Below are 25,827 nucleotides of genomic sequence, written 5' to 3'. Positions count from 1 at the left end.
CGCGACGCCGGCATGATCCGCCGGGCGGGCCCCAGTAGGGGGGTCAGCCGCCGTACGGCCGCTCGCCCGCCCAGGCCGCGTGCAGGACGGCGCGCAGATCGTCGGCGGAGGCCGGGCGGGGATTCGCGTACGGCGCCCCGAGAGCGACATCGACCGCACGGTCCGCGTCGGCGGCGGTCAGGCCCAGGTCGGCGAGCGATCGCGGGATGCCAAGACGCTCGCCCAGCTCGCGCAACTCCCGTACCGGATCCGGGACATCGAGCGCCCGGCGCAGCGCCGCCAGTGCCTCGGGAACCGCCGGCGCGTTGAAGGCCAGCACATGGGGCAGGACGACGGCGTGTGTCTCGGCGTGCGGCAGGTCGAAGGTGCCGCCGAGCACATGGCAGAGCTTGTGGTGCAGCCCCATGGTGGTGGCGCCGAGACAGGCACCGCGCAGCCACGCCCCGTACAGCGCGCGGCTGCGCGCGTCATGCCCCGAGGGGTCGGCGACGATCTCGGGAAGGGCCGCGGCCAGCGCCCGCACACCCTCCTCCGCCATGAGGGAGACGATCGGAGTGGAGTCCGGGGCGTACAGAGCCTCGACGGCGTGCGCGATCGCGTTCATGCCGCTCGTCGCGGACCCCACGGGCGGCATGGTGAGCGTGAGCAGCGGGTCTTACACGACGCTGCGCGGCAACACCTTCGGGTCGCGCCCGGTGCGTTTGACCGCGCCCTCGGTCAGGCCCCAGACGGGTGTCATCTCCGATCCGGCGTACGTCGTCGGGACGGCGACGATCGGCAGGCCGGTCCTGAGCGCGACGGCCTTGGCCAGGCCGGTCACCGAACCGCCGCCGACCGCCACGCAGCCGTCGGCCCGGGCTTCGCGAGCCGCTTCGACGGCCAGGTCGGCGACCTCCACCGGGACGTGCGTCACCGCCCCCGCGTGCAGCCCGGCGCAGGCGTCGCCGAGAGACGCGGCGACGGCATGGGCCGTGTCCAGGCCATGGTCGTCGCACAGCACGAGGACGCTGCCGAGGCCGAGAAGCGCGACCTCGTCGGGCACCGCGTCCGGGACGGCACCCGACCGGAAGAGGACGCGCATCGGCTGGGCCTGGTAGGTGAAGTCCAGGGCCTCGTCCTTCACGCGATCACCGGTTGCAGCACGATGTCGAAGCGCGCCCGGCGGAAGGGGTTGGCCAGGCCCAACTCCGCGGCTTCCTCGGGGGAGTCCACCTCGACGAACTCCTCGACCAGGCTCTCCTTCACGGCGAAGACGGCGTCCGACTCCAGATAGTCGCTGCCCGCCACGAAGATGTGCGTCGTCACCGGGCTGTACCCCTCGGCGCCCACGATGAAGTGGACATGGGCCGGACGGTAGGGGTGACGGCCGGTGGCCTCCAGCAGGGAGCCGACCGGCCCGTCCGTCGGGATCGGATACGGGCTGGGCACGCACGAGCGGAACCAGAACCGCCCCTCCGCGTCCGCTGTGAACAGCCCGCGCCCATTGCCCGGCGGCTGCTTCTCCGGCTGCTGGACGTCGTAGAAGCCCTGGTCGTCGGCCTGCCACACGTCCAGCGTCGCGCCGGGCAGCGGAGTGCCGTCGACGGAGACGACCCGTCCGCTGATCACACACGGCTCGCCGCCGCCGACCAGATCGATGTTCGCCCCGAGTTCACGGACCGGGGACTCGGTCATGTGGAAGGGGCCGAGCACCGTCGAGTCGGTCGCGGCGGACGCCTTGTGGTCGTTGATCGTCTCGACGAGCATCGACACACCCAGGACGTCCGACAGCAGGATGAACTCCTGCCGGGTGTCGTCGCACATGTGCCCGGTCGCGGTGAGGAAGTCGATCGCCCGCTCCCACTCGGCCTGGGTCGGCTCGATGTCCCGTACGAAATCGTGCAGGTGGCGCGTCAGGGAGACCAGCACCTCGCGCAGTCGGGCATCGGAGGTGTGGGCGAAGCTTTCCAGCACCGCCGTCGTCGTCGCGGAACTCGCGGTCTTCGCGGTCTTCGCGGTGAGGTCCATGGCCGCTCAGCCCCGCCCGAGGATCTGCAGCAGTGCGTCCCTCAGTGCGGCCGTGACGTCACCGGTGGCGTCCTGGCGGCGGAAGGCCACATGGTTGTCCGGCCGCACCAGCAGCGCGCCCGAGTCGCCGATCTCCCGCAGCCGGGCCCAGTCCCCGTACGGGTCCTCGTACTCCTGGCCGGGGCCGATGACCGCCGTGGCGATCTCCAGGCCGAACTCCTTGCCGAGGATGCGGGCGGCCTCCGTCCAGGGCTCGCCGCCGATGCCGGTGATCAGGGTGAACCGGCCGTTCCCGCCCAGGTCCAGGGTGGACGGATTGCGGGTGCCCGCGGAGAGCCAGGCGTGCGGGAGCTTGGCGCCGGGGCGGGTGCTCGGCTGGAAGTACAGCTCGGGGTCGCGTGCGAAGCCGGGGTCCTCGGTTCCGTCCGGGACGATCGCGGCGGAGGTGTAGCGCTGGTTGAGGTCCACGCCGTGGGCGTTGAACTCGTATGCCTTGAAGGCGATCGCCTCCCGCAGCCGCGCCCGCTGCTCCTCGGCCTCCGTGGTGGCGTCCTTGCGGGCGGCGATGTTCCGCCACAGCTGCTCGGGGGTCTGCGGCGCCAGGCCGCCGAGCGCTTCGAAAACGGGTGCCGTCTCACCGATGGACTGGTTGGCCCGGGTGACGACCTGCTTGCCGACCGGTGCCCGCTCGTCACTGTAGGTGTCCAGCAGGGACGGGGACGCGGTGCCGTCCAGGACGAGCTTCAGCTTCCACGCCAGGTTGTAGGAGTCCTGGATGGAGGTGTTGGAGCCCAGCCCGTTGGACGGTGGGTGCCGGTGGCAGGCGTCGCCCGCGCAGAACACCCGGCCGCTGGAGTACGTCTCGGCGTACATCTCGTTGACCGTCCACGCGGAGGACGACTTGATGGTCACCGGGATCTCGTCGTCGCCGATGAGCTTGCGGACGACGGACAGGGCGTACTCCTCGGTGAGGTCCGGCGGCCCGGCGTCGACGTCGTAGCCCCACACGATCAGCCACTCGTTCCACGTCCGTACGCAGCGCACCAGGCCGGCGCCGATGCCGCCCACGGTCGCGCCGGGCGCCAGCACCCAGTAGAGGGTGGCGGGTCGGTGCGCCACGTACTTGCTGAGGTCCGCGTCGAAGACGATGTTGATGCTGCCGGCCACGCCCATCTGGCCGCCCATCGGCAGCCCGGCGTCCTCGGCCACCTTGCTGCGTCCGCCGTCCGCGCCGATCAGGTACTTGGCGCCGATGGTGTACGTGTCGCCGCGCAGCCGGTCGCGGACCGTGGCGGTCACGCCGTCGGCGTCCTGCTCGTGCGACAGGTACTCGGTGCCGAACCGCAGTTGGCTTCCGCGTGCTGTGGCCGCGTTCACGAGCACTGGCTCCATGAGGTGCTGCGGCATGTCGCACATGCGGGTGGGGCTCGCCAGCTCGTGCGCGGCCTGCACGAGCGGTTCGTTGCCCCAGGACCTCAGCCGGCCGAGCTCCTCGCCCGCGATGGCGGTGCAGAAGACGGTGTTGCCCATCAGATGCTGCGGGGTGGCCTGGGCGATCACATCCTCTTCGACACCCAGGTCACGCAGCACTTCCATGGTGCGCTGGTTGGTGATGTGCGCCCGGGGCGTGTCCGCGAGGCGTGAGTAGCGGGTGACCATGACGTTCGGCACGCCATAGGTGCTCAGCGCCAGTGCGGCGCTCGCTCCCGCGGGCCCGCTTCCCACGATGAGCACATCGGTCTCGACGATCGGCACGGCTGTCATCGGGACGTTTCCTCCGCATCCGCCAGTCGCTTGTCCAGCCAGGTCATCAGTGCCTCGGCCACGTCGTCGGAGTTCTTCTCGCCCATGGGCAGGTGACCGTTGCCCGTGAGTCCCAGGTCCGCCAGGCGCAGCAACTCGACGTCGGCACCGGCCTGGGCGAGGTAGTCGGCGACACCGTGCTGGAACGCCGCGAACGGCGAGACGTCGGCCGCGACCACGGCGATCGGGAAGCCCTGGAGCCCCGGCAGGGACCGCACGGCGCCTGCCTCTTCGTCCTGGACGAGACAGTCCTGCAGCCCGTCGCCCCCCGCCTCGCGCAGCCGAAGGCGCAGTTCGGCCGGGGTCGTTACCGGCGGCTCGTAAGTGATCGGGGCGGCGGTGAGCCCCCACTCCAGCTTTCCGAGGCCGGGCAGTTCGGTGAACGGCGGCCCGATCGGCTCGATGGAGACAACGGCCTTCACCAGCCCGGGCCGGGCATCGGCGACCAGCCAGCCGAACGGCCCCCCCATGGAGTGGGTGATCAGCACGGCCGGTCCGATACGGTCCAGCAACTCGGCCCCGCAGCGCCGCATCTGCTCCTCGTTCTCGGCGAAGGTGGGCAGCGTCGGGCCCTGGCTCGCCATCAACTGGTCCAGCGCGGAGTCGTCGCCGATCTCGCCGCTGCCGGGCCACTGGCTACCGGGTCGTCCCGCCCCCTCGCAGAACAGCCAGCGGATGAACTCGTACGTCGGCGCAGCGCCCTCGACGGGCCCGAGGACATCGGGGTGGTACGGGGAGCGCCCGTGACCAGGACGGTCGACCACGTACACGGCGTAACCGGCCTGGAGGAACCGGGTGGCCCAGCCGGGGCGCCCGTCCGGCGTCGACAGGTAGTCCGTGCCCTGGCCGCCGCCTCCGTGGACCATCACCACGGGCAGCGGATGCCGGAGATCGGCCGGGATCTGGTACTGGACGTACATCGCGGCCTCGGCGGCCGTCCCGGCCTCGGTCGGCTTGCGCCCGACACCGACCCAGAACGCGCCTTGCTCGCTGATCGTCAACGGCGAGGCGGCACGGGCCGGCTCGGCGGTTGCGGGTGTGGGGGAGATGGTTATCGGCGAACCTCCGTCACGGCGTCTGCGCCCATCCCCAGCACTATTGGTGACCGGCTCCGGGCCGGTCCAATGCCGGTTGGGGACGCCGTGATGCATGGCGCTCATCAGCGCCCCCGAGGGCGGCTGCTTCACCGGGAAGGTGCGCGTGGCGGCGAGGGTGACCAGGGCGTCGGTGCGGAGCGCGGCCTCCAACTGCTCGACGACCGACAGTTTGTGCGTGAAGCTGAGTGAACCTCGGCGGCTGCGTCCCCAGCCGCTTCGGCTGCCAGGTGAACGCCGAGAATGACGCCGACCTCGCCACCCCCGCCGAGCACTGGCGCGGCTGCGCCCGCCACATCGACGAGCCGTGCACGTCCTCGCCGGCCGGCGCACCGGTGCCGGGATGATCGTCGGCGGACGGCCGCACCGGGGTCCGAACGGCGCCGCCGGCGAGATCGGGAACCTGCGCCTGCTGGGCTGGTGCGACGCCCCCGACGACCTGGAGGCCCACGGTGCCGACGTCGAGGCCGTGTTCAGCGCCGCGCCGAGCGACCTCGAGGCCGCCGACGCCGTACGCGCCTACGCGTCCGCCCTCGCCAACGGAATCTCGGCCCTCGTCCTCACCCTCGACCCCGACCTCGTCTTGGATGTGCGCGTATTTCCGCAGGCCAGTGCCTTGTCGGGTGGTTTCGTGCGGGTCAGCAGGGGCCGGGCTTCGGCGAGCCCGGCCCTTCTGTCTCTCCGTGCTGACTCCTAGGTGCGCCTAGGCGGGGTGAGCTTGTCGAGATCCAGGCTGATCTCGAAAGGCACGGGGCGCTTGAGGGTGCCCCGGAAGATGCCCGCAGGCGCGTAGACGCCCGTCGGTTCGTCGAGTTCGTAGACGTGGACGACAGAAACACCGTTCTCCTCGTCGACACACCAGTAGTGCGGGATCTTGGCTTCTGCGTACTTGTGCAGCTTCACCGTGCGGTCGCGGTGGGCGGATTCCGGTGAGACGACCTCGACGACGAGCTGGACCTCTTCCGGCGCGTACCACGTGCGGTCCGGGTCGTACGGCGCGGTCGTCACGAGCAGATCCGGCTCCGGGCGGTTCCGCTTGTCAAGGCGGATCGTCATCTCCCGTTCGACCTCGAGACCGGGGGGCGCGGTGGCCATGAGCGCGGTGGTGAGAGAGGTGACAAGGCGGCCGTGCCAGGACCGTTGGGGCGACATCATGAAGACGAGGGCTCCGTCGATCAGCTCGGTATGGCGAGGCGCCTCGGGGAGGCGGTCCAGGTCCTCCGCGAACCAGCCTTCCGCGCGCGGCGGGCGCATCCAGTCGGGCAGTGCGGTCATGGCTCAACCGTAGCGACTCGGTGGCGCCCGGGCGACGAGAGCGTCAGCAGTGCGACTGCCCCTCGACTCCCAGCAGGCCGGGTAAGTCCGACCGGCGGCGGACCGAGAGTTTTCGGTACACGCGGGTCAGATGTTGCTCCACCGTGCTCACCGTGATGTACAGCTGGGCGGCGATCTGCCGGTTCGACCTGTGCGCTGCGGCCAGCGAGGCAACCCGCCACTCGGCTTCCGTCAGACCCCCGGCGCCAGTGGCGCGCCTCGGCGCCGGACCGGTTGCCGCCGGCTGTCCGCCCTCCGCCCAGGCCGGCCGGGGCGGCGCCAACGGCTCGTCGAGTGGGCTCGCGGGAGACCGTAACCGATGGGGCGCACCGCATGCGGTGGCCAGGCTCAGTGCCTCTTTCCGGCGGGCCCGCGCGGTACGGGTGTGACCGTCCGCCAGGTCCACCTGGCTGAGCTGGGCCAGCACCTGGGCGAGCGGGAGACGGCTGTGCGCCCCGCGCAGGGTGCGCTCCGCCTCCTCCAGATGAGCCCTGCGGTGCTCGGGGGCGTCGACCTCGGCCAGGATCCGCAGGGCTCGACCTCGGGCGTCGGTCGGCCGGTCGCCCCGCAGGAGCTCCGCGTCGGCCATCCGTCGGGCCTGCTCCGGCTCGCCGAGGGCCAGATACGCCTCTGCGGCGTGGGCGCGCCAGCCGGAGCAGCCGAGGGGGTCGGCCGGTCGGTCTTCGCCCTTCGGGGCGCAGGCGAGGAACTCGTTCAACGCCATGTCCGGACGGCCCGTCTCCAGGAGGTAACAGCCGAGGGCGATGCGGTACAGCGGGCCGAACGACGAGTCCCACATCTCGTCCGGGACGGGTCGCTCCAGGTAGCGGGCCGCCCGGCTCGGATCGCCCATGAGGGTGTGGGCGGAGACCAGGACCGACAAGGGTAAGCCGACAGCGACGCCCCAGCCCTGCTCGTCCAGGAGGGCCAAGGCCGACTGGGCACACTCCGAGGCCGTACGCGGGTCTCCCAGGTTCCATCGGACGTGGCCGCGCAGAGCGGCCAGCCACGCGTGCCGCGCGGGGAACTCGTCCGCGGGCAGGCGGGTCAGCCTCTCCTCGCAGAGCCGGTCGGCGAGGGTTGTCTCACCCTCTTGCATGAGTTCCAGCACGGCCGCGAGATCCGAGTTCCAGAACGGCCGAGCGTCCATGTCCGCTGAGGCGGGCGGCCGCCCGGCGGCCTCGTGGTCGTCGCTCCACTCCGTGGCGGCCACGGGCGACACAAGGTGCCGCAGGCGGCCGGAGTGGACCACCGCGGTGCGAGACGGAGGTATCGCCGTCGCACCGTGCCGTGTGGCAAGGGTGCTGTCCTGGGCGGTGCGGAAGTAGTCGCGTACCGCGGGGTCACCGAGGACTTCCGGCCACAGGCAGCCGATCAGGGCGGACAGCTCCCGTTTCCCGTCGTCCATGTGGGACGGGTCGCAGGTCTCGGCCAGCTGGACCAGCACCTCCCGTGCCCGATCGCGCCGGCCGAACCAGAGGAGCCAGGCGACGAGGAGGCGCAAGGCACGGCAGTCGGCTCGCCCGGCGCGCGCCGCGGCCAGCAGCCGGCCCACCTCGGGCTCCGCCGCCAGGGGATCGACCGAGACCAGGGTGTGGACCAGCTCGGCAGTGATGTCGGCGCGCTGCTCTTCCCCTAACTCGGCCTGGTCGGCCAGGCGCAGACAGGCGAGCGCCCGGTCCGTCTGCCCGGCCACGAGCAGCTGCCGCCAGGCACGTCGCAGCACCGGCACCAGGGATGCGTCGGGCCGCTCCTGCGCGGCCAGCAGGTGCTGGGCGACGGCGAGGGCCGGTGCCCCCTCCGCGACGAGCAGCGCGGCGGCCCGCCGGTGCAGGCTCGCCCGTTCGGCGCCGAGCATGCCCAGGACGGCGCCCGGCACGGTTGGATGCCGGAAGCCGCCCTCATCGAGGAAGCCCGCGCATTCGAGTGCCGCGATGTGCTTCGCGATCTCACGGGGGCGGCTCCCCAGCAACTGGGCGGCCCGTGCCGGGGTCGCGTCGTCACCCAGCACTGCGAGGGCCTGGACCGTCCTCGCGAGACACGGGTGGTGGGCGAGACCGGCGAGGTAGGCGGTCCGAAAGGCGTCCCCGACCGGGACAGGCGTCTCGGGCTCGATGCTTCCGGCCACGCGCAGGTCCCGTACCAGCGCTGCGGCCAGGGCGGGGTTGCCGCCGCTGATCCGGTGCACCGGATCAGCCAGCCGTGTGGCCTCCTCGGCACCGAGCGCGCGCTCCAGCAGCGTCCTGACATCGTTTTCCCTCAGGCCGGTGGCCTTGAGCAGACAGACGCCGGGGAGTGCCAGGAGGTCCAGCCAATCACCGACGCCGTCGCAGAAGGCATCGGGTGAACAGGCGACCACCAGGGTGATGTTGTGGGACTGGGCGCGGCGGGCGAGATAGAGCAGACAGGAGTGCGAGTCCGCGTCCAGGTACTGGGCGTCGTCGATGAGGATGACCATCCCGGTGTGTTTCGCCGCCGCGACCAGCGCGGAGAAGAGGTCCTGAAGGAGGTGTGCGGGGGCGAGGCCGGACGGGGTCGCGGACGTCGTACGTCGCACGAGCCGCCACACGGCCGACCGTACGGTGTCGGGAATACCCGGAACGTGAATGAACTGCTCGAAGGCGGAAAAGGGGACTTCATGCTCTTCGTGAAACCCGGTGGCGTGCAGGCATAAGGAATTCGACGCAATGGCCAGTCTTTTCGCCTCTTCCAGCTGGAAAGTTTTTCCAGTTCCTGGACCTCCTTGCAGGACGAAGATTCCGCCACGCTGGTTGATTAGATTGCTGGGGTCACCGAACGGCGTCAGAAATAAATCGCCGATTTCCGTTCGCATTGTGTCGTCCTGTTCACGTGCGTGGAGCCGCCCGGGTTCCTCCTGGGTGGCGAGCATCCCCCGTCCAACGTTGATCAAGTGTAGGGCTGGTCGGATGGGGTGACGGATCGCGGTTCAGAATTTTTCCATGTGCTTTACATGTGCATAGGGAAGGAAAGGGGTGGCGGCTGGTGGAGTGGCGCACGTGATGGTGTTCAAGGGGTGTGAGCGCGAGGGCCTCGGGCGGGAATGCCGCCTTCCCGGCTTTACCTTCTCGTGGTCCCTGTTGGTCCTCTGCTGGGCGCCCTTCGATGATTCCTTGGTGAAGCGAGGGGCAGGGGTGACGCGTTCTGGGACTGTGGGGTGTCCGCGCAGTGGCGCCGCAGGACATCGATCAGGGAGAACGGCACGCGAACGCGACCCCTGGTGATCAAGGGCTTCGGCAGCCTTGATCACCAGGGGTCGCGTCTGTCGTTTCGGAACCGGGCGAACCACACGCGGCGGCGCGTCCGCGCGATCAGCTCATCTCGCCGGCCCAAGGGTTCCGATGTCCACCCGCTGTGGTCGGCCGGTCCTGGCGGATGCGTAGATCGCCGTCACCACGGCCACCGCCTGCCGTCCTGCCACCCCGTCCACCAGCGGGGGCCGTCCCTCCCGCACAGCGTCGCAGAAGTCCAGGAGCTGGTCCCGGTGCGGCTGGTACAGCAGACCCGAGGCGTCCCGGGCAGGGTCCCGCACCAGCGCCGCCGCATAGTCGGCGGACTGGTCGGCGGCACCGAACGCTCCGTACGCGGGCGCGTCCTCGCCGGTTCGGGCAAGGTGCAGATAGGCGAGTTCGTCGTCGTCGATGACCACGGACCCCCGGTCCCCGTTCACGGCCGTCCGGGCGGTGCGCCCCGGGTAGGCGGCCGTGGTGGCGAGCAGGGTGCCCAGGGCGCCGTTCGCGAAGCGCAGACTGGCCGTCGCCACGTCCTCCACCTCGATACCGGGGTGGGCCAGCCGCGCGGTGTGCGCGGCCACCTCCACCACCGGCCCGGCCAGCCACTGCACCAGGTCCACGGCGTGGATCGCCTGGTTCATCAGCGCTCCGCCGCCGTCCAGGGCCGGCGTGCCGCGCCAGGTGCCGGAGGAGTAGTACGCGGAACCGCGCCACCATGCCAGCTCGGTCATGACGCTGGTGACCTGGCCCAGCCGCCCGGACGCGATCGCCGTACGGGCCAGCCGGGCGGCCGGGTCGAAGCGGTGCTGAGACACCACACCGAGCGTCCGTCCCGCCTCCCGGGCCACGGAGATCAGCCGGTCCGCGGTCTGCGGCGTCACGTCGACGGGCTTCTCCACCAGCACGTGCTTGCCGGCGCGCAGTGCCTCCTCGGCCAGCCGCGCATGGGTGCCGCTCGGGGTGCACACCAGTACGGCGTTCACGTCCTGCCTGGCCAGCAGCCCCGCCACGTCGGTCGCCCCGCAGCGCACCTCGGCCGCCAACGCGCCGACCCGTGCCGGGTCCCGGCCGGCGACCGCGGCCAGCCGCGCCCTGTCGGCCAGTTCCTTGTCCTCACGGGTCAGCAGCCGGGCCAGAAAGCCGCCGATCGAACCGCAGCCGATCACTCCGAACGTCAGCACGGAAACTCTCATCCAGTCAGGGCCGTGGCGTCGGCCAGGTGGTTGGGGAGCGCGGTGAGCCGACGCTCCAGGTCATCCAGGTCGGCCGGGTACTCCGCCCGGTACCGCCGGGTCACGTGCCTGACCTCCTGCCAGGTCGCGGGCGGAGTACCGCCGTTGAGGCCCGGGGCGAGCCTGGAGTACAGGGGTGTACCGGGACGCGGGGAAACCAGGTCGAGCGCGAACCGGGCGGGGAGTTCCGCCGCCCAGTCGACCAGCCGGTCCGGCACGTGGACCGCGTCGCCCGGCAGCCCGATCAGCACGGAGGCGAACGGGGTGATACCCGCGTCGCGCAGCTTCAGCACCGCGTCCCGGAACGGCTGCCCGGCGTCGTCCCCCGAGGGCGGCTCGGCCCGCAGCCACATGCCCCGGCAGCCCGCCTCGGCCCACCGGGTGACGTCGGTCCTCAGCACGGCCTCGGTGCTCGTCCGGGCCACCCAGTCGATGCCCTGGCCGCGCAGCCGTTCGCAGATCATCCCGTAGTACGACGTGTCGATACCGAAGACCGAGTCCAGGAAGGACTGGGACGGCAGACCGGCAGCCCGCTGTGCCGCTACCTCGGCGACGACCCGGTCGACCGACCGGGTCCGAGGCACGGCACCGAACGGGGGATGGCCGCACGTGTCGTCGTGCGTGGCCAGCACCGTGCCCGCCGGCCCCGGCCGCGGTACGCCGTCCACGACCACCTCCGCCGTGTACCGCTCCAGGGGCACCAGGTCGTACGCGGGCATCGGCCACCGGTCCTGGTCGAGGTCCGGGTAGGGCCGGGGATGGTTGCCCACCACGGTCACGGGTGCGGCGGGCCGTGGCAGGTCGCCGTAGAGGACGGGTGCGGCGATCCCCGCCCCGAGGTCGCGTACGCCGTGCACGGTCGCCGAGCCGGCCTCGCCGACCGCGACGTGGTCCACTGCCAGGTCGAGCAGAGTGGCTCCCGGCAGGTGGGTGCCGTGCGGGCCGACCGCCATGGTGGGGGCGCCCGGGAACCACCGCCGGGCACGGTCGGTGGCGGCCCGGACCGGTGCCAGGTCCAGGGGGTAGCGCCGGGCGCGGCCGACGGCGGCCGTGAAGACCACCAGCAGGTCGGGGTCTTCCATGACCGGGGGTGTGTCCGGAAGGCGCTGGTCCCATACGGTGACCTCGTGGCCGTCGGCACGGAGCCCGGCCGCGGCCGCCAGGACGTCCAGCGGGACCCGGACGACGCACCGGTCGACCGGGTCGGCGGGCACCACCAGGCAGAGGCGCAGCGGGTTCACGTGCGCAGCTCGGTGCGGACCGAGGAGGGCCGGGCAGCGGGGTGGGCGGTATCGGCGAGCAGGCCGATGCGCGCCACCCCGCGCAGGTCGAGGCCGGGCGGCCCGGCCGGGGACAGCAGCGCGGCGACCGACCAGCGCAGGGCGTTGTCCAGGGGCGAGTCATGGATGAGCCACTCGCGCCGCAGCTCCGGCCCCCGCACCACGAGCCGGTGGGTGTTGCGCGGGAGCCGGCTGCCCCGGGGCAGCGTCACCGGGTCCAGGTCCAGCTCGAAGCACACCGGCCCGGTGCGCACTTCCACATGGCGTTGTCGGCTCTCCCCGGCCGCGGCGGGCAGGCTGAACCAGGTGGGAACGGCGACCTGCCCCGACGGGTCGGAGCCGACGATGGTGGAGTACAGCTCGATGTCCACGCCGTCGGCCACGGCCCGCTCGTGGGCCGCGGTGCTGGTCAGTTCGGGGTCGGTGGCCACCCGCAGGCCCCACTCCTCGGGGCCGGTGCACATGTAGCGGTCGTATGTTCCCGACGGCAGTACGCCGCGCACCAGGGCCAGCATGTGCAGCCACTCATAGCCGAAGACGCCGTAGTCGTGGTCGACGAAACGGCCCGCCGCGATGTCGGCCCGCCGGTCCTTGCCGAACCCGACGCGGACCGCCCGCAGCTCGTCCCGGGGCGCCAGCTCCTGCCGCAGGGTGCGCAGCAGAGCCATCGCCTGGGAGTGCCGGTACTGGTCCATGACCACCAGACGGGCTTCGGGGTGGTGGTCCAGAAGAGCGGTCAGCTCGGGGATCTCCCAGGTGCGGCACAGCGGCTTCTCCACGAGAAGCCGGGCCGTGGGGTCGACGGCGAGCACGTCCGCCACGGTCGCCACGTGGGTGGCGGTCGGCGAGCACACCGACCAGACGTCGACGGGGCGGTGGCGGGCGGCCTGCTCGGCCCGGTCGAAGACCGGGATCGCGGTGGGCGGGACGCCCGGGGCGGGATCGACCACGCTCACGTCGAACCCGAGGTCGCTCAACAACTGTTGGTGCAGCCGGCCGGCGGCCCCGTAGCCGATCACACACACATGGGGGCCGAACGCGCGGGGGGTCATCGGGTCACCGGGACCGGGGCGGCGGGCACGGCCGTGTCGGCCGGGGCGGCGGCGCGGCGGGTGCCGGAGGCCAGGTACTCCTCGTAGTAGGCGGAGAACAGACCTGCCTCGTCGATCGCCCGGTCCACGGGTTCCAGATGGAGGCCGGGCCCGAGCCGGCCGGCCTCGCGGCACAGCGTCTTGGCGGCGATCAGTGTGCCGGCCCGGTAGGCGTCGTAGCCGTGGTTGGCGATCCCCTCGTACTCGAAGAGGTTGAGCGAGCGGCCGTCGCCCAGCAGGGTGGCCGTGGTGCCGGTGGGCAGGACGTAGCGGACGCCGACGTGGGGGATCACCGTGGACCGCAGTCCCTCGAACCCCTCGCTGAGCAGGCTGAAGTCCTTGGTGGCGAAGCCCGCGAGGTGGACCCCGTCGGGCAGCAGCGGCAGATCCGCGTGGGTGAGGGCGAGTTCACCGGTGTTGCCGATGATCAGGAAGGGGGCGTGGGCGCTCAGTGCCTCAGCCGCGCCGGTGTAGGTCTCGTACCCGTGTTCGGCGGCAGTGATCAGCGCCAGGATGTCCGTGTCCACGACGGCGACCCTGCAGCCCAGCGCGCGCAGCGCGTGCGCCACCCGGGCGCCGAGCGTGCCGTAGCCCAGCAGCAGGACATGGCGGCCGATGAACTTCTCGCCGGGCAGGACGGCACGCAGCCGGCGTACGCAGGAGTCGGCTATCTCGTTGTAGCCGAGCATGCTCTTCAGCCTCGACCGCGCCATGTTCAGCACCGGGATGGTCAGTTCACCGGGGGCGCCGGCGATGCGCTTCAGCCCGCTGACGGTCAACTCCAGGGCGCCGTCGATGCGTTCGTCGAGGATGCCGTCGGCTCCGTACCCCTGCGCGAGCAGGCCGCCGTCGTCGACCACCAACACCTTGCGGCCCGCCTGGTGTGCACGGCGGACGAAGTCGTCCACCCGCTCGTTGACTGCCAGGGCGTACGCCCGCGCGGCGGTGTCGGCCGAGCCGTTGATCACCGAGTTGTCCAGGGTGTCGCTCTGGTAGCCACGGTGCAGGAACCAGGCGTGGACGCGGTCGCGGTGCAGGGTGCGGTCACCCTTGTTCAGCGCGAAGATCCACTCCCGGTCGATTCCGGCGCGCTCCATGCCGAGCAGGAAGCCGACGCTGTTCTCGACATAGTGGTCGCGGAAGATCAGTGCCCAGTCGCGGAAGGCCGGCTCCTCGGTGGCGTAGCGGGCGACCAGCGGCATGCCCTCCACGATGGAGTCGATCTCCGCGGCCGTGTAGCACCGGCCGCGCAGGGTCAACGCCTCGACCAGGCGGTCGAAGACGGCATCGGCCCTTTCGGACAGTGGTCCGGCGGCGGTGAGCAGCACCTGGGTACGGCCGACCGGGGGATCGATGGGGGCAAGGGTGTCCGGGGCCGCGTCCGCGATCTGTCGGCTGCGCAGGTGTACGAGGGTGCCGTCCAGGTCGATCAGGCGGCCACCCGGCTCCGGTTCCGTGAGGTCCCGAAGTGGCACTCCCTCTCCGCGGAGTACCGAGCGGACCGTCTCGTCGACGTCCTGAGGCGTCATACGGCCGTCGAGGATCTCGTACCGGCCGGCGCCGCGATCCGCCGCGGTGCCGGCCTCGACCGCGACGCCCAGGGACTCGCTCTCGGCAAAAGCCATCGTCTCAACCTCTTCTCGTCGTGGTGACGGGGCATCGATACGCCGGGGAAGGACAGGTGGCGCCCCCTTCCGCGGCGTGGGGAGCTGTGCGAGGACGGGGTGTGCGGGCGCCGTGACACCCCGTCAGCGGCAGGGGCGCGGGCGGAGGCCGGAAGAGCTGTCCGAAGCCGGCCGGGCCGCACAAGAGCCATCTCGCATCCGCGAGCCTATGAAGATCATCAGCCGCTGCCCCAGCCCCTATGGCCCCTACGACCCCCTACCAGCCGGCCGCACGCTTGGGGGTACGCCGACGTGCGCCGGAGGATCGCCAAAGGGGGGCGCACGTCGCACTTCGGGGCGCTCCGCCGACGGGCAGCGGGGCGCACGGACGGGCTCTTCTCAGAGACCCTCGCACTCGCCTCCGTGCCCTCGGCCCGGTTCGCCGCTGAACGGCCGCGTCGGCTCTCGCCCAGTGCGCGATAGGGGTTCGTAGGGGCCGTAGGGGCTGGGGAAGCCCAGGATGATCTTCGTAGGCTCGCGGTGAGGAGGCGGCCCGGGTGCGGCCGGGGCTCCCACATCCCGTCCTCGCACAGCGCCCGCCCCGCGGAAAGGGGCACCAGCCGGCCCTCCCCCGTGTGCCGGTCACCCATGACCGACGGCCTGATCCACGACGACGAGAAGAGGTTCGAGATGATGGTGCGGCGCTTGACACGTCCAGTGCGCCCCCGTCGACGGCGGTGAGCACATCGGCCGACGGGCGTTTCGCCCCCTGGCCGGCTGCCGGGGCGAGCACCGCGACCCGACGGGTGCTTCCTCGCCGCGCACGTTCCGGTCACCCGTCCGCGTACACCGGAGCGCCGGTACGCACCACCGCTCCCGCCTTCCTCCCTCCGCACCCCCTGGTGCGACCGCGGCAAAGCCGGCGGCGACCGGGCCCCGTCCCGTGCCCCCGTCCCAGGCCGCTGCCCGCCCGCGCCCATGATTTTGCCCGGGAGTCCCCATGACCCACGTCTGTTTTGCCATCCCCGACGACGAATTCGAGCGTGACTTCCTTCAGCTCCCCCTCGACGTGGCCAACGCCTGCGCTGCCCTGCGCGCCGAGGGCATCGGCGTGTCCGTGTGGGACAGGCGTCTCACCGACACTCCGCCCGACACCGGCCCGGACCCCGACATCGTGGTCGTCGTCACTGCCATCGCCGACCGCGCCCAGTGCTATCCCCTCGTACTGCACCCGGTCAGGGAGCTCGTGGAGAGCAGCCGCCGACAGTGGCCGGGGGCGACCGTGCTCGCCTGCGGACCGCACGCCACCCATCTGCCCGAGGCCACCCGCGCCGAACTGGGCGCCGACTTCGTCGCCCGGGGCGAGGTGGACTCCGCCGCCATCCAGGCCGTACGCGACCTGGCCGCCGGCCGCCCCGCGCTGCCGGTGATGCCGCTGGTGGACACCTATCCGCAACTCGCCCCCGAGCAGTGGCCGCTGCCCGCCTACGACCTGTTCGACCTGACCTCCTACACCGCCGAGGTGTTCATGGACGGGCGGGTGCGCCGCGGCTCGTGCGGCATGGTTCTGGGGGTGCGGGGTTGCACGTACGGCTGCACCTTCTGTCATCTGCCCTTCGGCACCCGTATGCGCCCACAGCCCGTCGAGCGCACCCTCGCCGAGATCGCGGCCATGCGGGAACGCGGCGTCGACTTCGTCTTCTTCCTCGACTACGTCTTCGGCCTCCACCCCACCTTCTACAAGGACCTGTGCCAGGACCTGACCGGACAGGGCCTCGGCTGGACCGGCCAGAGCCGGGCCGAGGTGGTGCTGCGCACGGATGTGGAGCAGTGGGCGCGGGCCGGCTGCAAGGGCATGTGGCTCGGAGCCGAGTCTCCGGGCATCGCCGAGACGCCGGTCGGGAAGCGGGTCAAGCCCGGCGTGACCGACGCGGCGGTACGCAGGTTGCAGGACGTCGGGATCACCCCGTTCGCCTTCGTCCTCCTCGGCCTGCCCGACGACCCCGCCTGCCAGAACGGCGAGTTGCTGGACTGGGCCACGAAACTGCCCGGCTATTTCGGGCTGAACCAGCTCTTCCTGCGCCCCGGCACCACGCTGTACGAGCAGCTGGCGCCCCGTTACAACGACGGCAGGATGCCGAGCACCTGGTCCGAGGTGGAGAGCGTGACCCGCCGCTACCGGGAGAGCTACCCCGTGGACCTGAACGAACTCTGGGACCGGCTGGTACGGCTCCCCAACTACATCGGCAACGCCATGGCCGCGCTGTGACCCGCCCGCGCCCAGCAGACCACCGCCCCCACCCGGCGCCCGCCGACGACGCGACGGCACCCACCCCGAGCCCACGCCTACCCGGCTGTCCGGCACACACAGAGGAACGCACCGTGAACGAGCACACCCGCCCCCACTCGCCGCACGACATCATCTCCCTCGCCACCGCCTTCTGGACCTCCAAGGCGCTCCTGAGCGCCGTCGAACTCAAGGTCTTCGCCGCGCTCGCGGAGAAGCCGCGCACCGCCGACGAACTCCGCGCCGACCTCTCCCTGAAGGGCCGCGGCGCACCGGACCTTCTCGACGCGCTGGTCTCCGTCGGCCTGTTGGACCGCTCGGCCGAGGGCGTCTACCAGAACACCCCGCTCGCCGACACCTATCTGAACCCTCAGCGCCCCGCCACCGACATCACCGGCTACCTGGAGTACCTCAACTCCGCTTTCCCGGCCTGGTCCCAGCTGTCCGCCGCGGTGCGCAGCGGTGGCCGGCTGAACCGCAACGAGGCGCTGGCCGCGGCGGCCGACGGCGGGCGTGAGACCGTGCGCGGCGGAGTTCTGCTGGAGGGCGACCCCACGGCCGACACCTTCGGCGAGGCGTACTCCACCCCGGAGCAGGTCACCGGTTTCGTCCGGTCCATGACCGGGTTCAGCCTCGGTGCGCACCTGGCGCTGACCACGAGGTTCGACTGGTCAGCGGTGCGCTCGGTGGTGGACGTGGGCTGCGCGGAGGGCGCCTTCCTGGCGCACATCCTGACCGCGCACGAGCACCTCGACGGCATCGGCTTCGACCTGCCGCAGGTGGCCGACAGCTTCGCGGCCTACCTGGGCGACTCGCCCGCCGCCGATCGGGCGCGGTTCGTGGCCGGTGACTTCTTCCATGAACCGCTGCCCTCCGCCGACGTCATCGTGATGGGCCATGTCCTGCACGACTGGAACCTCGACATCAAGAAGATGCTGATCCGCAAGGCGTACGAGGCGCTTCCCCCGTCGGGCTCCCTGCTCATCTACGAGATGTTGATCGACGACGACCGCAGGAAGCACACCACGGGCATGCTGACCAGCCTCAACGTTTCCCTGGCCTCCGCCGGGGGGCTTGGCTACACCGGGGCCGAAGCCACGTCCTGGCTCACGGAGGCGGGATTCCGCGAGGTGACCGTACGTCACCTCGACGGGCCGGACCACATGGTGATCGGCACGAAGTGACGCCCCGCCGCCGGCCGCGCGGGTCCCGCCCGCGCGGCTCCGCCCCGGCCCCAGAGATCGGAAGACACCGTGAGAACCCACCCGCTCGCTGATGCCCGCCCCGACACGGAGGCACGTGTGCGCACCCCCCGCGATTCCGCCGCCGACGGCGCGGTGCGCGGCGCGCACGGGACACACCGGTCCTTCCGTTCCCGTCGCCACACCGGCCGGGTCGACGAGGCGATACGGCCCGGGCGAGGGCGCGAACTGCCGTCGGCCGACCCGCTGTGCCGACGGCGGTTCGCGCCGCGATGAGCGCGGCACCGTCGGCGCCGCCGCGGCCGGGCCGGCTGAGCACGGCGCTCGGTCTGCCCCGGCTGGGTGGTCAGCGGCTGCTGCTGGCCGCCGTGCTGGTCGACAGCACGGGCAGCGGCCTGGCCGTGCCGTTCCTGCTCCTCTACCTGACCGGCCAGGGCCGAATGACGGCGGCGACCGCCGGCACGCTGCTGACAGTGGCGGGGGTCACCGCCCTGGCCGCGGGGCCGCTGTCCGGGCCGCTCATGGACCGGTGGGGCCCACGTCGGCTCGTCCAAAGTGCCCATGTGCTGCGCGCGACGGCGTTTCTCGGCTACATGACGACCGACTCGTGGCAGGCGGTGCTGCTCCTGGCCACCCTCGCGGCGCTGGGCGACAACCTGTTCTGGCCGGCCAACCGGGCGTTCCTGACCCGCCGCTGCCGACCCGATGAGCTGCTCCGCTGGTACGGCCTCGAACGCACCTTGCGGAACGTCGGGATGGCGGTCGGCGGGCTCGCGGCGGGCTTCCTGGCCGGGCTCGGCCCGACCGGGCTGCGGCTGGTCATGGCGGGCAACGCGGTGAGCTACGCCCTCGCCACGGTCCTGATCGCCCTGCTGCCGACAGTGGTCCGGACCCCGTCCCCGGGCTCGGCTCCGGCGGTTCTGAGGCCCCGCCCGGCCCGGCCCCGGCCCGACCGCGCGTACGTCACCATGGTGGCGGCCAACACGCTGCTCGTCCTGGTCTCGGCGGCGCTTCCCGTGCTCGTACCGCTGTATGTCGTGCGGTGGCTGCACCAGCCCTCCTGGGTCGTCGGCGCCGTGTTCGCGCTGAACACCGTGCTGGTGACGGCCGGTCAGGCCCTGGCGGTGCGGTGCCTGGAACGGCGCGAGTACCTGCGCGTCCTTCAATGGGCGGCCGTGCTGTGGTCCGCGGCGGCCGTGCTGTTCGGCACGGCGAGCGGGCTGCCGCGCACGGCGGTACTGCCGCTGCTCGCGGTCGCGGTACTGGTGTTCACCGCGGCGGAACTGATGCACGCCCCCACCAGCGACGTCGTGGCCGTCCGCATGGCCCCCGAGGACGTACCCGGCCGGCACCTGGGCCTGCACCAGCTGTCCTGGGGGGTCGGCTCAGCGATCGCCCCGCTGGTCCTGACCGGGGCGCTGACGCTGGGTCCCTGGTGGCCGTGGGCCCTCCTGGCCACCAGCGCGGCGGCGGCCACCGCCGCACTGGCCGCCGTTCGCCGTGCCGTCGGCCAGGTCCGCCAGGACGGGATCGGACCCGGCGACTGAAGGCGCCTGACCAGCGCGGCGGGATCTGTCGCGGACGACAGGCATCCGAACGAGACGAACTGCAGGAAGAACGAAGTGATGTCCGACGACATAACGTTTTGGGACTATTCGAGGTCGCAGGCGCTCAGCCGCTACAACGGATCGAAGATCGACGTGCGAGAGATAGCGGTGCTGTGCGGCATCCGTAAGGACGCCGAGTCGGTTGACACGCGGCTTCCTTCCCCGGACGAGATCGCGGGAATCCATCCACTGGCGCTCAAGCGGCCACGCCGGTGGGAGGCTGCGATCGCAGCGATGATCTACGCCGGCAGCGGTCAGCTCGCCGCACGTCAGGAGATCATCAAGGCGAGAGAGCTACTGGACCGGCTGCCCAGGGCCGACCGCGGTGCCCTCAGCGTGTCGCGCATGTTGGCGTTGGTCCCCACGATGATCGCCGGCTTCCGCTTCACCCGGCAGAGCGAGACGTTCAACCCGGAGTCGAACCGCTATCGGGAAGGCGCGCGTTTCCTCTCGACGCTGCTCGAGGACAGGCCCGCCCTCGACGTGGAGATCGGACTGTGCGCACATCGGGCCGGTGTGACCGACCCGGTGCTTCCCGAGCACGTCAGCGGTCCGGGCACGGCCCGCATGATGGCGTTCGTCAGTGCGCTGATGGACAACTCGCTCGCCAGGAAGCGGAGGGTCAACGTTTCCCAGCAGACGGCGACCGACCGGGCCGCCAGTACGGTGAACTCCCTGGTCTTCCTGCACTACGCGAACGAGGGACGGGTGGAGCATCTGCTCCGCATCCTCGATCAGCACGCGGACGACCTACGGGCGGCGCTGGCGCGCCACAACGCCGTCTCGAGCACGGAATTCCGGTTCACACCGCTCGATCCCTTCAGCGACCTGGTCGAGCGTGACATGGACGAGGTCTTCGGCCCGGACTGGTCCGGTCCGCCCGCCGAACCGCACTGGAGCAGCGGGCAGACACTGCACTCGGCGGTCGAGGCGGCCATGGGGACGATGCGGCGGTTCATGCGGAACGAACGCCACGACCTCGACCATCTGCTCAGGCTGCACAAGAACGGCGGACATCCCAGTGAGCGGGGCGCGTCGGCGCTGTGCTGGTTCGACCGGTACGAGCGGCGCCCCCTGGAGGTCCGGGCCCGTTACCACGTCGCCTTCCACCATCGCCTGGCCCTGACCACCTTGAGCAAAGACGGCGTGGGAATCGGTATGGAGCGGGGATGGGACGCGTACCAGTGGCTCGCATGGAGCGCCGCGTACGGCTCGCCCCAGAAAGCGATGCCGCTGCTCTACGCCAGGAGTTCGACCGAACCTCCGAGCAACATCTCCTTGAGAAGCTTCAACCTCCGGCAGTTCTGGTGAGTAGCGGCGGGGCAGGCGAGTCGTGGGCGTGATGGGGAGAAAACTGATCGATAGCGGGCAGATCGCGAAGTAAACGTGAAGTTCTTCACTCTGCAGCTTCAGATGATTGGGTTCACTCGTGGGATTTGCCCCCGTGTGAGTCCCTGGTAAGTGGGCTGTCGATGCTCGTATGTTGCGGTTTCATCGATCGACCGCACACGACCAGTCGCGGTTCAGTACCGCTTCGCGGGGGAACTCACATATGAATACGTACGGGGGAAGACGTCGGCTGCGCACAGCCGGCGTGGTGCTCGCCGCGGCCTTGACGCTGGTGGCGAGTACCGCTGGTGATGCCATGGCCGTGGCCGGCGGGCGCGCCGACGCGTCGGCCGTCAAGGCCGGTAAGGCCGGCAAGCCCGGCAAGGGGGCCAAGGCCGCGGGGGTCGTCGACGAGACCGGGGAAGCCGCAGCGGGTGAGGACACCAAGGCGCTGGCCAAGGCTGCGCGTACGGGCAAGCCGGTGGAGATCGTCTCACTGCGCGGTGAGAGCAGCGAAGTGTTCGCGACGCCGGAGGGCAACCTGGAGGCCCGCGAACATCTGCGTCCGGTGCGGACGCGCGTAGATGGCGAGTGGCGGGACATCGACACCACGCTGACGCGCGGCACGGACGGAACGGTCGCGCCCAAGGCCACCACCGTCGGGCTGACGTTCTCGGGCGGGGGTTCCGACCCGCTCGTACGGATGACGAAGAACGGCCGCGAACTGGCGTTGAGCTGGCCGGAGAAGTTGCCTGCCCCGAAGTTGAGCGGAAACACCGTCACCTATCCGGACGTGCTGCCCGACGTCGATCTGCGGATGACGGCGCAGCAGGACGGTTTCACCCAGCTTCTGGTCGTCAAGTCGGCCGAGGCCGCGGCCAACAGCGACCTGAACGAACTCCGTCTGAAGCTGGACGCCGACGGCATGCGGGTCGAGGAGACCAGGACCGGTGGCCTGGCCGCGATCGACAAGGGGGCCGGAAGCGCGGTCTTCGAGGCCCCTCGCCCGGTGATGTGGGACTCCAGCGACAAGGCACCCGCCGACAAGGCACCCGACGCCGGGGAGCAGTCCGCGACGCGCTCCGCCGACCAGGGCGCCTCGAAGGTGTCGTCGTTCTCCGGGCGGCGTGCCGCGGCCACCACGGCCGGCCCTGCCGCCACCACCAGCCCCGCGGCCACCGTCGCCCCGGCCGCCGACGACGGCGGGGACGCCCCGGAGGCCGTCGCCGCCGAGTCCGCGAACGTGGCCGCGGTCGGTGTGGACGTGCCCACCGCGCAGGACGCCCTGGTGCTGACGCCCGACCGGGACGTGCTCCGGGGCAAGGACACGGTGTACCCCGTCTTCATCGACCCCCAGTTCTACTCCCCGAAGGCGTCCGCGTGGACGATGGCCTCCAAGTACTGGGCGTCGTCACCGCAGTGGAAGTTCAACGGCGAGTCGGACGCGGGCCTCGGGTACTGCAACTGGGCCTACTGCGCCCCGCACGACACCAAGCGGCTCTTCTACCGCATCCCGACCTCGAAGTTCGCGGGCCGGAGCGTGCTGGAGGCCGAGTTCGTGGTCCGCAACACATGGTCGGCGTCCTGCTCCGACCGGAGTGTGGAGCTGTGGCGCACCAAGGACATCTCCTCGTCGACGACCTGGAACTCCCAGAACGCGTCCGGCTTCTGGATCGACCATCTCAAGACCGAGTCGTTCGCCTACGGGTTCACGGGCTGCGCCGCCAAGGACGCCGAGTTCAACGTGAAGTCCGCGATCCAGCAGGCGGCGGACAAGAAGTGGTCGACGATGACCTTCGGCATGAAGGCGGCGAGCGAGTCCGACGCCTACGGCTGGAAGCGGTTCTCGGACGACGCCTTCCTGCGGGTGCAGTACAACCGGCCGCCGCCGCAGGTGAAGATGTCGCAGCTCGTCATGGAGTACGGCGGTACGTGCAAGAAGCCCGAGAACGCCCCGCGCGTGCGCAGCCTGGGCACGATCCGCGCGAACGACGTCACCGACCCCGACGGGGACGACATCAAAGTGGAGTTCCGGGCGAGCTGGGACACCGGCGACGGCAAGGGCGCCATCACCCGCTGGAGGTCGGGGCTGACGAAGGCGAAGAAGTCCGGCTCGGACTTCGTGATCAACCTGCCGACCGCCATCCCCGCCAACAAGACGGTCAACTGGTACGTCCAGTCCTACGACGGTGCCCAGTACTCGCCCTGGTCGTACACGGGTGACGCGACCTCCTGCTACTTCGTGTACGACACGAGCGTGCCGAAGGCACCGAGCATCTCCTCCGCCATCTACCCGGCCTCCAACCCGGAGGACCCCGAGGACCCCTGGTACGACGGAGTGGGCCAGTACGGCAACTTCGTGATCACCGGCGCCGTCTCCGACGTGACGAAGTACTGGTACGGCGTCAACGGCGACCCGGTCGCCGCCAACACGGTCACCACCTCGGGCGGCGCCGCCAGGACCGTCCCCGTCCTGCCGCTCAAGCCCGGTCTGAACACCTTCACCGCACGCTCGTTCGACGCCGCCGGCAACGGCTCCGAGATCCGCACCTACCAGTTCCGCGTCAAGGCGGGACAGCTGGAACGCGCCAACTGGTCGATGGACGAGGCGGCCGGTGCCACCCAGGCGGCGGGCAGCGCACCCGAGCAGCCCGCGACGCTGTACGGCGGCCCGACACGGAACGTGGACGGCAAGATCGGCAAGGCGGTGCAGTTCGACGGTGTCGACGACTACGCCGCCACCGACATCGCCACCATCAACACCGATGTGAGCTTCTCGGTGTCGGCGTGGGTGAAGCTCTCGTCATTGCCCTCCGGGGGAGCGGTCGTCGCCTCCCAGCGAGGCAACAACGCGCCCGGCTTCGAGCTGTACTACTCCAAGGGGTACGACCGCTGGGTGTTCAACCAGTACAGCTCGGACAGCACCAGCGCCAGTCCCGTCCGGGTCATGCAGCCCGCCGCGGGCGGGGCCAAGGCCGGGGAGTGGACCCACCTGGTCGGTGTGTACGCCGCCGGTGAGCAGCAGCTGAAGCTGTTCGTCAACGGAACGCTGGCCGGGACCACGGCGTACACCAAGGCGTGGAACGCGCGGCGCGGCATGATGATCGGCGGCAGCTTCCTCAACGGCGCGGTGACCTCGTTCTTCCCCGGTGTCATCGACGAGGTGAGGACCTACGAGAAGCCGCTGTCTGCGGCCGAGGTGTCGGACCTCTACACCTCGAACTCGATCGGCGCGGGCCGTCCCGCCCGAGCGGCCTTCTCCATGGACGACGCCGCCGACGCCACCGCGCTGAGCGGCCGGGCCGATGTGAACCCCGCGGTCCTCAAGGGAGGGGCGACCACCGGCGGGGCAGGAGTGGACGGCAACGCGCTCACCCTGGACGGCACGGACGACTACGCCGTCACCAGCGGCCCGCACATCAACACGTCGTACAGCTACGCCATCTCCGCCTGGGTGAAGTTGCCGAAGACCAAGCCGAACCACGCCGCCACGGTCGCCTCGCAGATCGGCGCCACGGTGACGGGTCCGGAGCTCTACTACTCCAGTTCCTCCGACCGCTGGGTGTTCAACCAGCACAGCGCCGACACCGCCGACTCCACCGTGGTGAGGGCGATGCAGCCCACGGGCACGACCGCGTACGGCGGTGAGTGGACGCACCTGGTCGGTGTCCAGGACACCGTGGCCGACAAGCTCTCGCTGTACGTCAACGGCACCCTGGCCGGCACCACCGCCACGACCACCACCTGGTACGCCGGCGGCTCGGTGCAGATCGGTGCCAGCGCGTTCGAGCGCAAGCCCACCTCGTTCTTCCCCGGCCAGATCGACGACGTACGGCTCTTCGACCGTCCGGTGTCCGCCGGTGAGGTGCAGCAGCTGTTCAAGCAGCGCGCGGTGGTCAAGGGCCGCTGGAAGTTCGAGACGGCCGCCGGTACGCCGCCGACGTCGCCGGACGCCTCGGCCTCCGCCAACGCCATGACCCTCTACAACGGTGCCCAGACGGGCTCGGGCTGGGTCGACGGTGCCGTCACCCTCGACGGCACCAACGACTACGCGGCGGCGCCCGTCGTCCCGGTCGACACCGGCGCCAGTTTCACCGTCAGCGCCTACGTCCAGGCGGCCGCGACCCCGACCGGCCCCGTCACCGTGGTCAGCGCTCCGGGAGCCAGGAAGAGCGCGTTCGCGGTGCGCTACGAACCGGGCGCCACCCCGGCGACCGATCCGGGCCGTTGGCGGATCTCCATGGCCGACTCCGACAGCGACACCGCCGCGGTCTCCGACGTCGGCAACGGCATGTTCTACAGCCCCACCGACTGGAACCATCTGGCACTGGTCTACGACGGGTTCTCCAAGGAGATCCGCCTCTACGTCAACGGTGAACTCCAGGAGACCGCCTGCGCCGACGCCGACGACGACGGCGTGCAGGACGACGCGGGCTGCGCCGACGTCGTCTCGTGGGCCGACGACGTACTGACGTACAAGGCCGCGAAGACACTGCAGCTCGGCCGGGACACGACGGGCACCACGTCGGGTCAGTACTTCCCCGGCTCGCTCTCCGACGTCTGGGTCTTCCAGGGCGCGCTGACCGAGACGCAGATCGATCACCTCGCTGTCGGCATGCCGGGCGTGGAGACCGCCGTTCCCAGCGGCGACTGACCGGCCCGATCGTCTGGAACGGGGCCCGCCGTCGCACACGGCCGGCCCCGTTCCGCCCTCTACTTTTCTCGC

The 25,827-nt window shown here is 71.0% G+C and carries 15 protein-coding genes and 1 pseudogene; 6 read left to right on the top strand and 10 right to left on the bottom strand.

From position 1 onward, the window contains the following. Positions 1-43: 43 nt before the first annotated feature. From M8J73_RS28665 to M8J73_RS28650, 4 genes and pseudogenes are all read right to left on the bottom strand, one after another. Positions 44-1,081: pseudogene (locus M8J73_RS28665) on the bottom strand (maleylacetate reductase). Between the two features lie 38 nt (positions 1,082-1,119). Beyond that, positions 1,120-2,007: an intradiol ring-cleavage dioxygenase gene (locus M8J73_RS28660; RefSeq protein ID WP_055537019.1), complete on the bottom strand. Its 888-nt coding sequence runs from the start codon at positions 2,005-2,007 to the stop codon at positions 1,120-1,122. 6 nt (positions 2,008-2,013) lie between these two features. Further along, on the bottom strand, positions 2,014-3,771 hold the full coding sequence (locus M8J73_RS28655; protein WP_055537020.1) for an FAD-dependent oxidoreductase: 1,758 nt from the start codon (positions 3,769-3,771) through the stop codon (positions 2,014-2,016). Beyond that, complete coding sequence (locus M8J73_RS28650) at positions 3,768-5,057, bottom strand: alpha/beta hydrolase (protein WP_107423900.1); 1,290 nt, start codon at positions 5,055-5,057, stop codon at positions 3,768-3,770. Before M8J73_RS28650 ends, M8J73_RS28655 begins: the two co-directional genes overlap by 4 nt. Positions 5,058-5,211: 154 nt before the next feature. Between M8J73_RS28650 and M8J73_RS28645 the strand changes: the two genes are divergently transcribed. Continuing rightward, positions 5,212-5,601: an acetate and sugar kinases/Hsc70/actin family protein gene (locus tag M8J73_RS28645; protein WP_055537022.1), complete on the top strand. Its 390-nt coding sequence runs from the start codon at positions 5,212-5,214 to the stop codon at positions 5,599-5,601. Here the strand turns inward: M8J73_RS28645 and M8J73_RS28640 are convergent. From M8J73_RS28640 to M8J73_RS28615, 6 genes are all read right to left on the bottom strand, one after another. Further along, a complete protein-coding gene (locus tag M8J73_RS28640; RefSeq protein WP_055537023.1) occupies positions 5,598-6,179 on the bottom strand; it encodes a Uma2 family endonuclease in 582 nt (193 codons plus the stop codon). The genes M8J73_RS28645 and M8J73_RS28640 overlap by 4 nt on opposite strands. A 43-nt stretch (positions 6,180-6,222) precedes the next feature. After that, on the bottom strand, positions 6,223-9,051 hold the full coding sequence (locus tag M8J73_RS28635; protein WP_240500949.1) for a helix-turn-helix transcriptional regulator: 2,829 nt from the start codon (positions 9,049-9,051) through the stop codon (positions 6,223-6,225). Between the two features lie 501 nt (positions 9,052-9,552). Next, complete coding sequence (locus tag M8J73_RS28630; RefSeq protein ID WP_055537025.1) at positions 9,553-10,650, bottom strand: Gfo/Idh/MocA family protein; 1,098 nt, start codon at positions 10,648-10,650, stop codon at positions 9,553-9,555. Positions 10,651-10,658: 8 nt separating this feature from the next. Next, the gene (locus M8J73_RS28625) at positions 10,659-11,942 is read right to left on the bottom strand and encodes a B12-binding domain-containing radical SAM protein (RefSeq protein WP_240500946.1); all 1,284 of its coding nucleotides are present in this window, start codon (positions 11,940-11,942) and stop codon (positions 10,659-10,661) included. Further along, entirely contained in the window at positions 11,939-13,033 is a 1,095-nt protein-coding gene (locus tag M8J73_RS28620) for a Gfo/Idh/MocA family oxidoreductase (RefSeq protein ID WP_055537026.1), read from the bottom strand. Before M8J73_RS28620 ends, M8J73_RS28625 begins: the two co-directional genes overlap by 4 nt. Then, entirely contained in the window at positions 13,030-14,697 is a 1,668-nt protein-coding gene (locus tag M8J73_RS28615; RefSeq protein ID WP_055537027.1) for an NAD-binding protein, read from the bottom strand. Before M8J73_RS28615 ends, M8J73_RS28620 begins: the two co-directional genes overlap by 4 nt. A gap of 979 nt (positions 14,698-15,676) precedes the next feature. Between M8J73_RS28615 and M8J73_RS28610 the strand changes: the two genes are divergently transcribed. The 5 genes from M8J73_RS28610 (at position 15,677) to M8J73_RS28590 (ending at position 25,755) form a co-directional block, all read left to right on the top strand. After that, positions 15,677-16,945: a B12-binding domain-containing radical SAM protein gene (locus M8J73_RS28610; RefSeq protein ID WP_055537028.1), complete on the top strand. Its 1,269-nt coding sequence runs from the start codon at positions 15,677-15,679 to the stop codon at positions 16,943-16,945. Between the two features lie 113 nt (positions 16,946-17,058). Next, positions 17,059-18,147, top strand: a complete 1,089-nt coding sequence (locus M8J73_RS28605; protein ID WP_055536764.1) for a methyltransferase — start codon at positions 17,059-17,061, stop codon at positions 18,145-18,147. A 290-nt stretch (positions 18,148-18,437) separates the two neighbouring features. After that, the gene (locus tag M8J73_RS28600) at positions 18,438-19,712 is read left to right on the top strand and encodes an MFS transporter (protein ID WP_055536763.1); all 1,275 of its coding nucleotides are present in this window, start codon (positions 18,438-18,440) and stop codon (positions 19,710-19,712) included. Between the two features lie 78 nt (positions 19,713-19,790). Then, positions 19,791-21,083, top strand: coding sequence for a hypothetical protein (locus M8J73_RS28595; protein ID WP_055536762.1), 1,293 nt, complete (start codon positions 19,791-19,793; stop codon positions 21,081-21,083). Between the two features lie 241 nt (positions 21,084-21,324). Continuing rightward, the gene (locus tag M8J73_RS28590; protein WP_055536761.1) at positions 21,325-25,755 is read left to right on the top strand and encodes a LamG-like jellyroll fold domain-containing protein; all 4,431 of its coding nucleotides are present in this window, start codon (positions 21,325-21,327) and stop codon (positions 25,753-25,755) included. Positions 25,756-25,827 lie beyond the last annotated feature (72 nt).

It is taken from the genome of Streptomyces neyagawaensis (assembly GCF_023516595.1).
In the GTDB taxonomy this organism is placed as follows: domain Bacteria; phylum Actinomycetota; class Actinomycetes; order Streptomycetales; family Streptomycetaceae; genus Streptomyces; species Streptomyces neyagawaensis.
The sequence above is the reverse complement of the archived record's forward strand: the minus strand, read 5'-3'. Positions and strand labels throughout refer to the sequence as shown.